Source organism: Anaerococcus murdochii, from assembly GCF_019957155.1.
In the GTDB taxonomy this organism is placed as follows: domain Bacteria; phylum Bacillota; class Clostridia; order Tissierellales; family Peptoniphilaceae; genus Anaerococcus; species Anaerococcus murdochii.
This window is the reverse complement of record NZ_JAIPME010000002.1, coordinates 874,472-889,780: the sequence shown is the minus strand read 5'-3', so window position 1 is coordinate 889,780 and position 15,309 is coordinate 874,472. Positions and strand designations below refer to the sequence as shown.

The 15,309-nt window shown below is 36.7% G+C and carries 13 protein-coding genes; 6 read left to right on the top strand and 7 right to left on the bottom strand.

Annotated features, from left to right (window positions below; translation table 11 throughout):
• Positions 1–1,018: 1,018 nt before the first annotated feature.
• From K8P03_RS04545 to K8P03_RS04520, 6 genes are all read right to left on the bottom strand, one after another.
• The gene (locus K8P03_RS04545; RefSeq protein ID WP_223418729.1) at positions 1,019–1,246 is read right to left on the bottom strand and encodes a hypothetical protein; all 228 of its coding nucleotides are present in this window, start codon (positions 1,244–1,246) and stop codon (positions 1,019–1,021) included.
• Between the two features lie 79 nt (positions 1,247–1,325).
• A complete protein-coding gene (locus tag K8P03_RS04540; protein ID WP_223418727.1) occupies positions 1,326–2,378 on the bottom strand; it encodes a DUF4097 family beta strand repeat-containing protein in 1,053 nt (350 codons plus the stop codon).
• A complete protein-coding gene (locus tag K8P03_RS04535; RefSeq protein WP_223418725.1) occupies positions 2,371–2,727 on the bottom strand; it encodes a DUF2089 domain-containing protein in 357 nt (118 codons plus the stop codon). The genes K8P03_RS04540 and K8P03_RS04535 overlap by 8 nt, the downstream gene beginning before the upstream one ends.
• Positions 2,728–2,872: 145 nt before the next feature.
• On the bottom strand, positions 2,873–3,565 hold the full coding sequence (locus tag K8P03_RS04530) for a hypothetical protein (protein WP_223418723.1): 693 nt from the start codon (positions 3,563–3,565) through the stop codon (positions 2,873–2,875).
• Positions 3,549–4,562 (bottom strand): glycosyltransferase, encoded by a 1,014-nt coding sequence (locus tag K8P03_RS04525; RefSeq protein ID WP_223418721.1) that lies wholly within the window; start codon positions 4,560–4,562, stop codon positions 3,549–3,551. Before K8P03_RS04525 ends, K8P03_RS04530 begins: the two co-directional genes overlap by 17 nt.
• Positions 4,531–5,694, bottom strand: a complete 1,164-nt coding sequence (locus tag K8P03_RS04520) for a glycosyltransferase (RefSeq protein ID WP_223418719.1) — start codon at positions 5,692–5,694, stop codon at positions 4,531–4,533. Before K8P03_RS04520 ends, K8P03_RS04525 begins: the two co-directional genes overlap by 32 nt.
• Positions 5,695–6,686: 992 nt before the next feature.
• On the opposite strand from K8P03_RS04520, the gene K8P03_RS04515 reads away from it, so the two are divergent.
• Together K8P03_RS04515 and K8P03_RS04510 are read left to right on the top strand one after the other, a co-directional pair.
• Complete coding sequence (locus tag K8P03_RS04515; RefSeq protein ID WP_223418716.1) at positions 6,687–7,040, top strand: hypothetical protein; 354 nt, start codon at positions 6,687–6,689, stop codon at positions 7,038–7,040.
• A gap of 193 nt (positions 7,041–7,233) precedes the next feature.
• Complete coding sequence (locus K8P03_RS04510) at positions 7,234–9,909, top strand: cation-translocating P-type ATPase (protein ID WP_223418713.1); 2,676 nt, start codon at positions 7,234–7,236, stop codon at positions 9,907–9,909.
• A 120-nt stretch (positions 9,910–10,029) separates the two neighbouring features.
• Here the strand turns inward: K8P03_RS04510 and K8P03_RS04505 are convergent, their stop codons facing one another.
• Positions 10,030–10,353, bottom strand: a complete 324-nt coding sequence (locus tag K8P03_RS04505; RefSeq protein WP_223418711.1) for a PTS lactose/cellobiose transporter subunit IIA — start codon at positions 10,351–10,353, stop codon at positions 10,030–10,032.
• 203 nt (positions 10,354–10,556) lie between these two features.
• Between K8P03_RS04505 and K8P03_RS04500 the strand changes: the two genes are divergently transcribed.
• The 4 genes from K8P03_RS04500 to K8P03_RS04485 are packed head-to-tail and all read left to right on the top strand — an operon-like array spanning position 10,557 to position 15,307.
• A complete protein-coding gene (locus tag K8P03_RS04500; protein ID WP_223418709.1) occupies positions 10,557–12,533 on the top strand; it encodes a BglG family transcription antiterminator in 1,977 nt (658 codons plus the stop codon).
• 17 nt (positions 12,534–12,550) lie between these two features.
• A complete protein-coding gene (locus tag K8P03_RS04495) occupies positions 12,551–12,883 on the top strand; it encodes a PTS lactose/cellobiose transporter subunit IIA (RefSeq protein ID WP_223418707.1) in 333 nt (110 codons plus the stop codon).
• Positions 12,884–12,887: 4 nt separating this feature from the next.
• The gene (locus K8P03_RS04490) at positions 12,888–14,222 is read left to right on the top strand and encodes a PTS sugar transporter subunit IIC (RefSeq protein ID WP_223418704.1); all 1,335 of its coding nucleotides are present in this window, start codon (positions 12,888–12,890) and stop codon (positions 14,220–14,222) included.
• The gene (locus K8P03_RS04485; protein ID WP_223418702.1) at positions 14,222–15,307 is read left to right on the top strand and encodes a DUF871 domain-containing protein; all 1,086 of its coding nucleotides are present in this window, start codon (positions 14,222–14,224) and stop codon (positions 15,305–15,307) included. Before K8P03_RS04490 ends, K8P03_RS04485 begins: the two co-directional genes overlap by 1 nt.
• Positions 15,308–15,309 lie beyond the last annotated feature (2 nt).

The following is a 15,309-nucleotide window of genomic DNA, read 5'->3' as shown; positions in this document are numbered from 1 at the left end:
AACTTTTCTAATTAGGGGGCATCCCCCTAAGACTCCCTTATGTAGCAAAAGAATTCTTCTCTTGTACTCTTACCTTTTAATATATCATTTTTTGGGCTTTTATCCATGATAAATTAATTTTTTTATCCGAGATAAATTATCTTTTATTCTTATCCGAGATAAGTTATATTTCTTTCGTCAATCCGAGATTAACTTATCATTTAATAATGCTAACTATTCTAACAATATCTCTTCGAACCTGGGGAGGCCCAGGGGAACGTTCCGGACGTTCCCCAACCTGCCTCCCCAGACCCCACTCGGCTACCCCCTCCGGCCGGCCCCTCGCGGGGGATAAGGAGTTTGCCTTCGGCAAACTATTAATAAAGAGGAGCCCTTGTTTTAGTTGGACGATCTCCAAACTTTTTTGACATTCAGTCGGCTAAAATTTGATAACTCGGCTAAAGCCTCAAACAATCAAATTTTTATACGCCGACTTCATTTACAAAATACTCGACCTTGGGATTTTTCACTTCTTTGTTTGAAAATAAACACTAATTTAGCAATGTTTGGCGAAAGCCACACGAGTCTGGCAAAATCTAGAACTTAGATGCCATTTCTCCCTTTTATCAAGCAAAGATTTCTAATCAAGGTCACCGTAAAGAAAATCGCTTGTCTGAGGCGAAGCCGAGTTTGCGATTTTTAGGTGACCGACGATTAGAAATCTCTAGGAAGATACATAATCTTATACAGGGTAATTCTCTCTACACAAAAAAGCTTGCGAAAAGCAAGCTTCTATATCCGCACTCCGCTTAAGGAGCCGCTCGGGGGTGTAGCCGAGAGGGGTTTAAGGGGAGGCGGGTGAGGGACCCTGCGGAAGGTCCCTTGGGCCTCCCCTTTGAACGGAGGGGTCATGTAAATGACCTTGATTATTATTAAGATACAGTTAATCTCGGATTAACGAAAAAAAAGATAATATTCCTGGATTAATAGACTCACCTAGTGAAAAAATTATTTTCTGAAAATAAAAAAAGAACCTCTTTTATAAAGACGTTCTTTTGTGGTTTTTCCATTCCATATATATAAATGTGGCGTCCATTATTATCATTAGGACCCCTATGATGAATAATAATGGGCTGAATTTTTTTATTTGACCGCCTACATTTCTTTCTAGAGATTGGTAGATAAAAAGGCCTGCTAGGGTTAGTTGTAGGATGTAAAATGTGATTCTTTTTTTAAAGGATTTTTGCTTTTGGTTTTCTTCTTTCATAAAAAGCTCCTTTCACTTCTTTTCTTTATTATATCACATTTTTTAGGTCAAAAAAAGATGGGCCTTTGCCCACCTTATTTTATCTTAGGGATACTTTGCCGTGGCCTGTTTTGGCTTTTATTGTTAGTTTTGCCTCGTCTGTTGAGGTTGATAGGTCGTATCCTTCGTCGGTTTTTATTTTATTTTGGTATTTTTCTGTCACATTGATAGCTGGGCTTTCTACAAAGGCCTTGATTTCGCCATCGTAGTCATCTGTGTCAACCACAATTATTCCACTTACAGTTTCTAGGTCTATATCTGTGGTTTCCTTGATATTGTAAATCCTAATTGATCCAGAACTTGAATCTGCACTTATTCTCTCGCTTTCAAGACCATCAACCCTGATATTGCCAGAAACATTGTCGACTTCTACCAAATCTCCCTTGATTCCTGCAAGATAAATTGCACCTGAAACATTTTCTATGCTCAAAGATCCGTCGATATTTTTGATGTCGATTTTTCCATTTACATTGTCAATATCAATCTTTGCCTTGGAGTTTATTACCATAATCTTGCCGTTTACAGAGTTGATATTTAAGCTTCCAAAATCTGTATCTGCGATTTCCACCCTAGCATTTACAGTGTCGATATTTAATTTTTCATAGAAATCCTTGCCTAGTTGGACCCTTAGTTTTACGCTTGCGCCCAAGGTTTTGTAGTCGTCGTTTTCTCCTATATCTAGGACACCGTCCCTAATTTCAACATCGATGTAGTCTTCTAGGTTGGATTTTTTAGAAAAAACATCAGCGGAAATAATGATTCCTGAATCTGTCCCTTTTTCTAGATAAATTTCCCCATTAACTAGGTCAATATTTATCTCGTCAATTTCATCATCTACCCTTATATCCTTGTGGGTATTGACTTCACCTTTGAGGTTAAAATTGTTAATATCAAAGGCTTGGTCAAGGTCGATTGCCCCTATGGCCTCAGTTGCCTTTTTCAAAATAGAATCAACTGCGGATGTGACCTTGCCTGCAAAGTCAGTTTCTCTTGTTTTTTTATCCCCGATTGCTCCTAGAAGGTCACTTGCCTCTTCGACTGTGATTTTACCTTCCTTAAGCATGTTTAGGATTAGTTGTTTTTCTTCAGTCATTGTTTATCTCCTCTAGTAATTCCTTGGCCTTTTCTGTTGTAATTTCGCCATTATCTAGCATATTCAAAATGTCTAGCCTGTGAGATTTTTTGTCAATTTTTCCACCGAGTTTGCTTACAATTTTATCAATCCTGTTTCTAACTGTTGGGTAGGAAATGCCTATTTCTTCTCCAACATCTTTGATTGATCCTCTTTTTTGTAAGAATAGCTCAATGAATTCCTTATCTTCCTTATCTAGCCTTGAAAAAGCATCAACTTCAAACTCTCCGTGTACTTCTGTGTAGCAAGAATTGCATCTATATGAGGTGATAACCATTTGGTCACCACAATTTGGACATTTATTTATCATAAGAACCTCCCTTTTTTCTAAATTATACTAGGCTTTTTGATTTTTGTAAAGTCGATATTTAATATTTTAAGTTTTTATTTTAATTTTTTTAATATATGAAGTTCACTTTTAATATAAGCAAAGAAAAAGACCAGCGATGCTGATCTTATAAAAAATCTCTGTCCCAGTAGGATTTGAGGGTCCTTGATAGCCAAATTATGGTATTTATCAAAAAACCTGTCCCCAAAACCATTTGAACCATATATAAAATTACATATAGGTCCTTATTTGTATTGTATTTTTGAATAAAGCCAATAAGGCCAAGAAGGATAAAAAATCCGCCCGCCCACTTAAGGCTCATCTTTACATTTTCCTTAAAATCTAGGTAGACCCATCTCTTGTGCTTGTATTTCTTGTTGAAATTATCACGTCTTATCTTGTATTCTTCACGAAGGCTTGGGTCGGTATTTTTGATAAAGCCTGAATAATAATGGTCCATATCCGCCACATTTGTTGTGTATTTTTTAAGCTTCGCCGCCTCTTCTTCGGAAAATTCTTTTAACAAAATCGCCTTGGTGATGGCAGCCTTTGAATCATAGGATATTCTCTTTTCTCTTAAGGCTTTTAAATCTTCTATATCCCCCGCCTGGTCAATTAACATGAGTGTTTTGGCTTCGTAAAGCTTTTTCCCCTTTATGTAGATAAGAATTATGGCAAGACTTATGCCGATTACCCCAAATTGAGAAATGACCATGGCAAAATTGCCGTAAATATCAAAACTAATTAAAAAATAATTTACAAAGAGTGGTGGAAAGATAAAGAGAGCAAGAAGTCCAATTAATTTAATTACTGATCTCATTTTTCATTGTCCTTTCATAAAGCTCAAGGAGTCTAGCTCCAGTTTTTTCAATCGACTTTTCTTCAGCTTTTTTGTAGGCAATTTCCGATAGGTCTGGCAAAGTCCCTTCCAAAATCCCCTTGATTTTACTTTGGAAATCGTCGAGACTTTTGCCCTTGTAGATATTTTCCCCATCGACAAAGCCATCTTGGAAAATTTCTATATCTCGAATTAGGATTTGGGTCCTAGTGGCCAGGGCCTCAAGAAGAACTATGCCTTCGGTTTCTTCGTGGGTCAAAAAAGCGTAGAGGTCAGATCCAGCGTAGGCTTGTCTTAATTCATCGCTATTTACATAGCCAGGTGTGTGGAAATTCGCAGGCACATCTTCCATTTCCTTTTTGATTTCAGGGCTCATAAGGGCCCTGTCTAGCTTACCAAACCAGATAAATTCATATTGGGGAAGCCTTTTTGCAAGCCTTAGAAAATCGTCAATGCCCTTTCTTTTTATTGGTAGGCCAACAGAAATTATTGACTTTTTTTCTGAATCTAGGCCATATTTTTTGTAAAAATTCTCCCTGTCATTTGATTTTTTTCGCCAAAAGTCAAGGTCAATCCCATTTGAAACCACTTCTATTGGACGATTTAGGCCATAGGTCTCTAAGATTTTTTTCGAATAATCTGTAGGTGTTAGGACCAGGTCTCCCTTTCTGTAGGCATAAACCAGCCATTTTTTAAAAAGCGGTGCTATTTGATTGGAAAATATAAAGGAATTTTTGAAATCTTCCATGGTGGAATGACCGTGATAGATGACTTTTTTACCCATTTTCTTTGCCTTTGAAGCAAATCGAACTGATCCAGGAAGGATGGTGTTGATGTGAACTAGGTCAAAATCATCCTTCTCATCCAAGGTAAAATCACAACCAACAAGTCTAAGGGCCTTGATTTGGTGATCGATAGCCTTCCCCACGCCTGATTCCTTCACAGTGTCATAGTCTTTTGAATATATTAAGACTTTCATGGTCATATTCCTTTATAGCTTTTTCGTATGAGTCTATACACTTAGAACCAAAACCATCCACAGAGAAATTTTCCTCGGCATATTCTCTGGCATTTATTTCTAGCAATTCTTTGTATTCGTCATCTGTAAATACCCTATTTACAAACTTTTCAAATTCTTCAAAATTTCTGTATTTAAAGCCATTAAAGCCATTTTTGATTACCCCATCAAGGACCGCATCGTCCCTACAAAGGGCGATTGTCCCATTGGCTAGGGCTTCATAATAGGTAAGCCCCTGGGTTTCTGATGTGGAAGCTGTGACAAAAATATCTGCCGCCTGGTAGTAGCGGTTTACAGAATTTGACTCAACCATGCCTGTAAAAATGACTTCTTTATTAATGGCGGCGGCATCTTCCTTTAAGGTATCAAGATAAGGTCCACCACCAACTATGTAAAGCTTTATATCATCATCTTCTAGCCTGTCGTAATAGGCCATGATTTCCTGGATATTTTTCTCAGCCCCAAGCCTGCCAAGATAGAGCAAAACTTTTTCATCCTCGGCCATGCCCAAAGATTTTCTCAAAAGAGCCTTGTCGGACATTTCTGGAATATGGATGCCAGTTGGGATAATATCGAGCATATAAGGATCGATTCCGTAGTCTATCAAAAGCCTCTCAGTCTTTGCAGTCGGCACAATAATCCTATCGCAAAAACTAGCTAGGGTCTTACTTGCAACAGATACTATCTTTTTTCCAGCTTGTTTGGATGGGATAAAATAATGGGTGTAGTCTTCATAAACAGTGTGGTAGGTGTGGACAAGTGGAATTTCCAAATCGCTCGCTAACTTTCTTGCCATCATAAAGGTAGAAAACTCGCACTGGGAATGAATGACATCCGGCGCCCAAGCCTTAATCTCCTTTTGGTGACTCTTAGCAAGAAGATTTGAAATCCTCGCTTGTGGATAAATCTTAGCTGCAGAAAGAGATCCAACATAATAAACCTTGCCATCCCTGTATGACTTTGTAGTATTAGAAAGGGTAAGAACCCTAACATCGTGGCCCTCATCCTCTAGATATTCTATTAAATTCATAACCGAACGCACCACCCCATTAACAACAGGATAGTACCAATCGCTTGTAATTAAAATCTTCATAAAACCTCTCTTCAAATATAATACTCTTTTTGCCAGGAATTTTACAATAAACTTCACATTAAGATATATTCTTCTTATTATGTATTTATCTTTAAATATAATAATTCTATTTACTGTGTTTCTTCGGAATTTTATTTTTTAAATAATTATTCTACTTACAGTTGAATCTCCGTAAAAAGGGGCCCCCAGGGGAACGTTTCGCACGTTCCCCCATCGGGTCCCCTTAAACCCCTTCCGTTACCCCCTCCGGGCGACCCCTCGCGGGGAAAAAGGAGTTTGCCTGTGGCAAACTTGTTGATATGGGGGATCCCTTGTTTAAGTTGTACTATCTTCTAACTTTTTTGACATTCAGTCGGCTAAAATTTGATAACTCGGCTAAAGCCTCAAACAATCAAATTTTTATACGCCGACTTCATTTACAAAAATTCTAGGTCATAAGTTTTTTTAACTCTTCGTATAAGAATAAATAAACCCATCTAGCAATGTTTGGCGAAAGCCAAACGAGCCCAGCAAATTCTGGAACTTCGAAACTAATTCTACCTTTTATCGAGCAAAGATTTCTAATAGAAAGCCCCGTTAAGAAAACTGATTGTTTGAGGCGTAGCCGAGTTATCAGTTTTTAGGGGCTCGAATATTAGAAATCAGCGGGGATATACGTAATCTTATACAAGGTAATTCTCTCTATATAAAAAAGCTTGCGATTAGCAAGCTTCTATTTTCGCACTCCGCTTTAGGAGCAGTCGGGGGTGTAGCGTAAGGGGGTCTTAGGGGAAACCAGTGAGGGGGCATCTGCTGCCCCCCTTGGGTTCCCCCTATGAACGGAGAGGTCATGTAAATGACCTAGAATTTTTATAAGATACAGTTAATCTCGGATTAACAAAAAGATATTTTTATTCTCGGATAAAACCCCAAAAAATAGTATATTAAATAAAAAGGGTATTAGGGAAAATTTCCCTAATTTAATTTATCAAGGATAAAAAGGAGAGAGTGTTTTGGGTCCTGTTATTGTTGGCGATTTGATGCTTCTTATTTTTTCAATTTATATAGGAATATTTTTTATATTTTTCCACACAGATCATCCTGACATGCATGTTGGTTTTCATGTTTGGGAGGCTTGTTTTTCTCGCGAGACTTGGATTTTTGGCAATAAGTTTGCGGGGTGTCTTTCTATTGGGCTTGGGATTTTGTTTTATGGGATCCTTATTCCGATTTTGATTTATCTTGAGATTTCTAGGGAGATTCTTTCTATTATAATTATCATTTCCCTCTTAATTTTCTTTTTGTTATTATTTGGCATTTCTAAGTTAGTTTTGAGAAAGAAATTTGATCTTAAAGATACCAAGTAAAGACCTTTTTGATTGATTTTGCTTTTATTTGCTATATAATATTACTAGCAAAAGGGAGTAGCCCAATTATTTAATCGTCAGAACGGTTTTTACCCGGTTAAATAAACCCTAGAAGGTGGCGAGACGGAGCTAATGAGTATCACTCACTAAGCCCCGCTTTTTTTATATTTTGCAAAATTTTTAAGGAGGAATTATGGACTATAAAGGCAGTCTTAATGAAGTAATCAAAAAACACGGCACAGACGCCAAACGTGGACTTACCTCATCTGAAGCGGCAGCTAGGCTTGAAAAATATGGCCCAAATGCTATTGAGTCATCAAATAAAAAGAGCCTAATCAGCAAAATTATCGAACAATTAGCCGATCCAATGGTTATTCTTTTGATAGTTGCTGCTATTGTATCAGCTTTCACTGGTGATGTGGTTGAGTGTGTAATTATTATCGCAATTGTTGTTATTAACGCCATTATGTCTATTATCCAAGAAGGAAAGGCAGAAGACTCTGTTGCGGCTTTACAAAAAATGAGCTCGCCTGAAGCTACTGTCATCCGTGATGGACAAAGAGGACATGTAAAGGCAGAGGATTTGGTGCCAGGAGATATAGTTGTATTAGAAACTGGGGATATTATCCCAGCTGACATGAGGCTTATCGAATCATCAAACCTAAAGATTGACGAATCATCTCTTACAGGTGAATCTGTGGCGGTAGAAAAACATGCAGATTTTGAAACAAATGAAGATGTAGGTATTGGCGATAGGGAAAATTACGTTCACTCATCATCAATCGTGACTTATGGCCACGGCATTGGCCTTGTGGCAACTACTGGTGAAGATACAGAAATCGGTAAAATCGCAACAAGCCTTGATGAGGTTGAGGATAAGGAAACTCCTCTCCAAAAGCAGCTTAAAAAGCTTTCAAAACTTTTAGCTGTCCTTGTAGTTGTAGTTTGTATAGCAGTTTTTGCCCTAGGTTATTACAGGACAGGGGATGACCTTCTTGAGACCTTTATGGTGGCGGTATCTCTTGCTGTTGCAGCTATACCAGAGGGCCTTACAGCCGTTGTAACCATTGTCTTATCAATCGGTATGAACAGGATGGCAGACAGAAAGGCCATAGTTAAAAACCTCTTATCTGTAGAAACTTTGGGCTCAACCACAGTTATCTGCTCAGATAAGACCGGAACTCTTACCCAAAATGAGATGACTATCACAAAAATTTTCACCAACGACCAAGAATACGAAGTCGAAGGTTCAGGCTATAAACCAGATGGTGATATAAGAAACCAAAACAAAGAAGTAATTGATTCTGACGATCAAATCAAACTTCTTATGACTATTGCAAGTCTATGTAATGACGCAAATCTCATCCGCGAAGGCGAAGAATACAAGATTACAGGTGACCCTACTGAAGGTGCCATGCTAACTTTCGCCGAAAAATGGAACATCAACCAAGAGACTCTTAACGACAAACACCCAAGGCTCCAGGAAATCCCATTTGATTCTACAAGGAAGATGATGACAACCTTCCACGAGCTTGATGGCAAATACTACGCCATGACCAAGGGTGCACCAGATGTTGTTATGGGCCATTCTTCAAAGATTTTAATCAATGGTCAAATGGAAGATTTCACAGATGATTATCGTAAGAAACTTGCCGATAAGAATAATGACCTAGCAAGCCAGGCCCTAAGAGTAATGGCTTACGCTTTTAGGCCACTAGAAACTCTTGACCAAGACCTTACAACAGAAAATATCGAAAAAGATATGATTTTTGTAGGGCTCACAGGAATGATTGACCCAGCTAGGCCAGAAGCCAGGGCAGCTGTTGCCGAATGTCATGCATCAGGTATTGATGTAATAATGATTACAGGCGATTATTTTGAAACGGCCCTTGCCATTGCCAAGGACCTTGGAATCGCATCAAGCCGTGACCAAGCTATGCAGGGATCTGAATTAAACGATAAGACCCACGAGGAAATCAGAGAAATTGTCAAAACTAAGAGGATTTTTGCTAGAGTTTCCCCAGAAAACAAGGTTCAACTTGTTAAGGCCCTAGAAGCAAATGACAATGTCGTAGCCATGACAGGTGATGGGGTAAATGATGCTCCAGCTATTAAAAACGCCGACATAGGTGTGTCTATGGGTATTACAGGAACAGACGTTGCCAAGGATGCATCAGATATGATTCTTGTCGACGATAACTTCGCAACCATTGTAAATGCAGTTGAAGAAGGAAGAGTAATCTTTTCAAATATCAAAAAATTTGTATCCTTCCTCCTATCTTGTAACATCGCAGAAGTTTTGATAGTTTTCCTATCAATCTTATTAGGCCTACCAAGCCCATTAACCCCAATCCAGTTATTGTGGTTAAACCTAGTCACAGACGCCTTCCCAGCCCTTGCTTTGGGTGTTGAACCAGCAGAGCCAGGCCTTATGGAAGAACCACCAAGAGACCCAAGAGAATCAATCATCTCTGGCGATATCAGGACCAACCTAATTAGCCAATCAATCTTTATAACCCTTGCAGTCCTTGGAGCTTATATAGTTGGCTTAAAATGGATCTTCCCTGACTCAATCGAAGGTGCCCACACAATGGTATTTGCAACCTTAATCACATCAGAACTTCTTAGAGCCTTCTCTGTAAGGTCTACAAAGTTCACCCTAAAGGAATTAGGTTTTGCCTCAAACCCACACCTAATCAAGGCAGTGCTCCTATCCTTTGCTCTACTCTTAGTTGTGATGTATGTCCCAGTATTGACAGAACTCTTTGAAGTCGTATCCCTAACTTGGGAATGGATCCCAGTTCTAATACTCGCATTGATTCCTCTAGTATTTGGAGAAATTTCTAAGGTTATTAGAAGAAAAAAATAATAAATTAGAAAAATTTTCAAAAGCCAAAGGCTAAAGGCTTTTAAAAATCAAAAGCTGTTGAAAATTGAAGGTAAAGTAAAAAAGCTCAGGATCCTGTTGGACTCTGGGCTTTTTGCATACTTATTTTTTGTAAATATCAATCAAATTGTTTATTAAATCCCTAAGTAAAAGGGTGGTCATGTAGTGGTCTTGGGCGTGGATGGCCAAAAAGTCAAGGCCCTCGCGGCTTCCTTCTGCCTCATTGGCTAGGAAATCTTTTTGGGCAAGACTTGCAAGGTCCAAGTTTTCAACGCCCATTCCTATATATTGGTCTGCTTCCTCAAACTTTCCAGCCTTAGCAAGGTCAAGGGCTTCAAGGAAATTGCTCCTAGCATTGCCCGAAAAAGCCACAACCCTAAGGCCAGCATTGGTTAATTCTTCTTTTGGATTATTAATATCAGTCATAAATCTCTCCTTATATCATTCTTATAAGTAAAATACCGAAATAAGCTAAATATGCAAGAGTTTTTCAAATAACTTTAATTTTTATTTTTTAAACAAATCCTTTATAATATAGGTTACTAATAATCAGGATTGCCGCTTGTATAACGGAAAAAATAGAAATTTGTTTGAATACGTTTTCTAGTATAATGGTAGTGAGGAGAAGTATGTTATCTGATAGAGAAATAAGAATTATAAAATATCTATATAAAAATAAAGACCAATACTGCACAAGTACAGAAATAGGTGATAATGTTGGTTTTTCTGAAAGGACTATAAGGACCAATATAAACTACATTTCAGAAAATGTTCCTAAGGATATTTTTGAAATTGTTGCGAAAAAAGGCTGTGGCTTTAAGCTTAAAATAAATGATCAGGACAAGTATATAGACTATATTTATAAGTCTAGAGCCAATATGTCAAGCATAGACCAGGCTTACGATAAAAAGGGTAGGGAAAAATATATACTCGAAGATCTTCTATTAGAAAACAAAAATCTAAGCTTTGAGGACTTTGTTGATATACTTTTTATTAGCGAATCAACCTTGCAAAGAGATATTTATAATTTAAAAAACAAGCTAAATGAATACAAGCTTGATATAGTTAAAACCGATAAATCCTACCTAGAAATTGTTGGTAAAGAAATAGATAAAAGACACTTTATCCTTGATTATTTCTTTTCAAATATATATGCTAATTCCTTCATAAACGAATTAGATAGGCTTGACCTTTTTGATAGGTCCACCATTTCTCAACTCCTAATAATTCTTCTAGATTGCATTAGAGAGTACAACATATCAGTCAACGACTATATCATACAAAACTTGGTCATTCACTTCGCCCTAGTTCTTGAAAGAGTAAACAAAAACTTCCTAGTAGATAAACCAGTTAAGAACATAAATAGGGATAAAGATGAGTATTTTGATGGCTTTGCAAAGGCAATTATAAATAGAATTTCAAAAAGTTTTGATCTTAACTTACCAATTGAAGAAAAAACCTATATATATTTACAACTTTTATCAAAAACCAAACCATCTTATGAGAAAAGTTATGAATCTTTTGAAGCCTATAACCAAGTCATAGATATGTTAAGGTACTTATCCAAGAAGTTAGATGTTAATTTATTAGAAGATAATTTATTTATGAATAATTTCATTGAGCATCTAAAATCTCTAAAAAACAGGATTGAATCAGGTCTTTTCGTATCAAACCCTTTGACAGCTAAGATAAAAAGTCAATATAAAGATTATTTTGACTTAGTTATAAAAAGTTTTAGAAAATTTTTGATATTTGATAATGTAGAGATAAGTGATGACGAGTGGTCTTACCTAGTAATTTATATCCTGTCAGCCATTGAGAGAAATAAATTCAACAAGAAGATAAACGTCCTTGTTGTTTGTGCTTCAGGCTATAGCACAGGGCTTATGCTCAAAAATAGAATACAAAACGAGTACGGCAATACAATCAATATTAAAAATGTAGTTGGATACTATGAAATAACTCCAAAAAATATTGAAGATATAGATTTGATTATATCTAGTGTAGATTTAAATGGTTTGGTAATTGCCGTTCCATCTATAAAGGTCAGTGTCTTCCTTGATGATGAGGACTGCGCCCTAATAGATAAAGAAATAGAAGGCCTTAGAAAATCTTATAGAACAAACAAATTCGAAGAAAATGTCCCTGATTTTAATAATATTGACTTATTTGAAAAATATTTTACAGAAAAAAACTTTCTTATAAACGAAACTTATACTGATAAAAAAGACATATTAGAAGTAATTTATGAAACCTTGGCAGAAGATGAAGACAGCAAAAAACTTTTTGAAGAAAAAACAATAATTAGGGAGAATTTTTCTTCCATTGTTTTCAAGGATTTGATTGCTATCCCCCATCCTATAAGCCCAGTAAAAACAGAAGCTGAAGTCTTTGCCGTAATTTCAAGAAAAGATATAAATTGGGGAAGAGACTCAGATAAGGTGAGATTGATTTTTTATATATCCCCAGCTAAGAAAAAAGATTCTGATTTTGAAAAAATCATTAGAATCTTTACCAAGCTTTTAAAAGATGATTCATCAATCGAAAATTTGACTAAAGTCGGTAATTTTAAGGATTTTAAGAAAATCATCTTAAAACTAATATAAAAAGAAAGGAGGTATCCATGGAATTAGGCGATTTAGAAGAAGTATGCATGCAACTAATAACCTTTGCTGGCGTGACCAAGTCAGCCTATGTTGAAGCAATGGCCGCAAGAAGGGCTGGAAATAAAGACAAGGCCCTAGACTTATTAAAAGAAGGCAAGGAGAGCTTTGCCCAGTGCCACAAAATTCACCAGCAGATGTTTACCAAGGACTTTAAAATAGAAAAGCCCATGCAAAATATCTTGCTAATGCATGCTGAAGATCAGATGATGGCATGTGAAACAATTTATATCTTGGCAACAGAACTTATGGAGTCTTATGCCAGAATAGAAAACTTAGAAAATAAGAGGTAATAAAATGAAAAAACAAAGTTTTATGGACAAATTAGAAGAAAAACTTATGCCAATGGCGGCAAAAATAAGTGGTAATGCCCATCTACAATCAATCAGAGATGGCTTTGCCCTTGCAATGCCTTTACTAATTATTGGCTCAATGTTTATGTTAATTTCAAACTTCCCAATTCAATCATGGATGGACTTATTAAGAAGCACTGAAGTAAACGGCAATACAATAGCTTCATATTTCTCAGCTGCTACAAATGCAACTTTTACCATAATGTCAATATTTGTGGTTATTGGTATTGGTTATGCCTACGGCGGCAAACTTAAAGTCAACCAAATATTTAGTGGGATTGTTTCTCTAGTAGCATGGTTTATATTAATGCCATTTTCTTTTGAATTCACTCCTGAAGGAAGCGAAGAAGCCCTAACAGTAAATGGCCTTTCTTTTGATTGGCTTGGATCAAAGGGTGTATTTATCGGTATAATTTCTGCCTTTTTAGCAGTAAGAATTTATAAAATAATAATAGATAAGGGTCTTGTTATTAAGATGCCTGCAGGTGTTCCACCAACAGTAGGTCAATCATTCGCAGCTTTATTACCAGCAGCCTTTGTAATGACAGCCTTTGTCCTAATCAGATTTATATTTTCCCTAACTCCATGGGACAACGCTTTTAACTTTGTATACAGCGTCCTACAACTTCCACTCCAACACATCGGTGGAACCCTAACAGCAATGATTTTAGTATATCTATTTGCCCACATCCTATGGTTCTTGGGTATCCACGGCACAAATATTACAGACTCAATGTTTATGCCAATCCTATATGCCCTATCTGCAGAAAACTTAGCAAAGGTAAATGCAGGACAATTACCTGAAAACATCATAAATGTACAATTCCAAAACTTATTTGCTACCTATGGTGGTGCAGGATCTACCCTATCCTTATTAATAGTTGCAGTCTTGATTGCAAAATCAAAAAGACTTAAGCAACTATCAAAATTATCAATCCTACCAGCTATCTTTGGTATAAACGAACCAGTTATCTACGGTTTGCCAATAGTATTGAACCCATTATTGATGGTGCCATTTATACTTGTTCCAACTATAAACATCATAATAAGTTACGTAACAATGAATATAGGCCTAGTGCCAATACCAAATGGTGTAATCATGCCTTGGACAACACCACCTATAGTTTCAGGGTTCTTATCAAGCAATTGGCAAGGAGCTGTTTTGCAACTATTCCTAATTGTTTTAGGTTGCTTAATTTACTATCCATTCGTAGTTGCAATTGATAAAAATAACCTAATCCAAGAAGAAGAACTCGCAAATGAAAGCGAAGAAGCCTAATGCGTAAACTAGGTATTTCAATCTATCCTGAACACTCCAGCCTAGAAAAAGATCTAGCCTATATGAAACTTGCCTCAAAGTATGGTTTTTCAAGAATCTTTACCTGCCTTCTTTCAGTAGAAGAAAGTAAGGAAGATATTATTAAAAACTTCACCGCTTTTATCAATAAAGCCCATAACCTAGGCTTTGAAGTGGCTGTTGATACAAATATAGACGTCTTTAACAAGCTTGGTGCAAGAGCAGATGATATTTCTGCTTTTGCCAAAATGGGTGTTGATATAATCAGACTTGACTGGCCACTTTCAGATAGGGAAAATATTTTGATCACAAATAACCCCTATAATATCACTGTGGAATTTAATGCAAGTTCAGATATGGCTTTGGATTTGTTAATCAAAAAAGGGGCAAATAGGAATCAAATGTCTACCTGCCACAACTTCTATCCCCAAGAATACACAGGCCTAAGCAAGGAAAGGTTTGATTATTTCACCCAAAAATACTATGATATGGCTCTTGACGTTCACGCTTTCATCTCAAGCAACAACGACAATACCTTTGGTCCATGGCCTGTTTTTAAGGGTCTTTGCACCCTGGAGGACCATAGACATAAGGACATAGTCTACCAACTTAGGTATTTATTAGCTGACAGGAGAATTAAGGATGTAATTATCGGCAACTCTTTTGCTTCCGAATCTGAACTTAAGCAGTTAAGCGAAGTTGACCTTTCCATTCCGAGCTTAAAAATAGAAGAAATAAGTGATATAATGGAAGTAGAAAGAAAAATCCTTTATGATTTTGTTCACGCTGATAGAATTGACTCCTCAGAATACTTTATTAGAAGTAGCATAAGCAGGGCTTTTGGAAAAGATAAGGACATTCCTCAAAGAAAATCTGAAAAAGAATATTTTGAAAAGGGCGATGTCTTAATAATTAACAACAATCTATCCTACTACAAAGGTGAGCTTGAAATTGTTAAAAAGAAAATCAAAAATACAGGCGAAAGAAATCTTGTAGGCCACTTTAACGAAGATGAGCAAAAAATCGTCGATATATTAGCCGAACAAAATCCTTTCAAAATTATTTAAGG

Bases quoted from the DNA above. Each gene is read 5' to 3' on its own strand.
- K8P03_RS04545 (WP_223418729.1), bottom strand. From the start codon at position 1,246: ATGAAAGAAGAAAACCAAAAGCAAAAATCCTTTAAAAAAAGAATCACA.
- K8P03_RS04540 (WP_223418727.1), bottom strand. From the start codon at position 2,378: ATGACTGAAGAAAAACAACTAATCCTAAACATGCTTAAGGAAGGTAAA.
- K8P03_RS04535 (WP_223418725.1), bottom strand. From the start codon at position 2,727: ATGATAAATAAATGTCCAAATTGTGGTGACCAAATGGTTATCACCTCA.
- K8P03_RS04530 (WP_223418723.1), bottom strand. From the start codon at position 3,565: ATGAGATCAGTAATTAAATTAATTGGACTTCTTGCTCTCTTTATCTTT.
- K8P03_RS04525 (WP_223418721.1), bottom strand. From the start codon at position 4,562: ATGAAAGTCTTAATATATTCAAAAGACTATGACACTGTGAAGGAATCA.
- K8P03_RS04520 (WP_223418719.1), bottom strand. From the start codon at position 5,694: ATGAAGATTTTAATTACAAGCGATTGGTACTATCCTGTTGTTAATGGG.
- K8P03_RS04510 (WP_223418713.1), top strand. From the start codon at position 7,234: ATGGACTATAAAGGCAGTCTTAATGAAGTAATCAAAAAACACGGCACA.
- K8P03_RS04505 (WP_223418711.1), bottom strand. From the start codon at position 10,353: ATGACTGATATTAATAATCCAAAAGAAGAATTAACCAATGCTGGCCTT.
- K8P03_RS04500 (WP_223418709.1), top strand. From the start codon at position 10,557: ATGTTATCTGATAGAGAAATAAGAATTATAAAATATCTATATAAAAAT.
- K8P03_RS04495 (WP_223418707.1), top strand. From the start codon at position 12,551: ATGGAATTAGGCGATTTAGAAGAAGTATGCATGCAACTAATAACCTTT.
- K8P03_RS04490 (WP_223418704.1), top strand. From the start codon at position 12,888: ATGAAAAAACAAAGTTTTATGGACAAATTAGAAGAAAAACTTATGCCA.
- K8P03_RS04485 (WP_223418702.1), top strand. From the start codon at position 14,222: ATGCGTAAACTAGGTATTTCAATCTATCCTGAACACTCCAGCCTAGAA.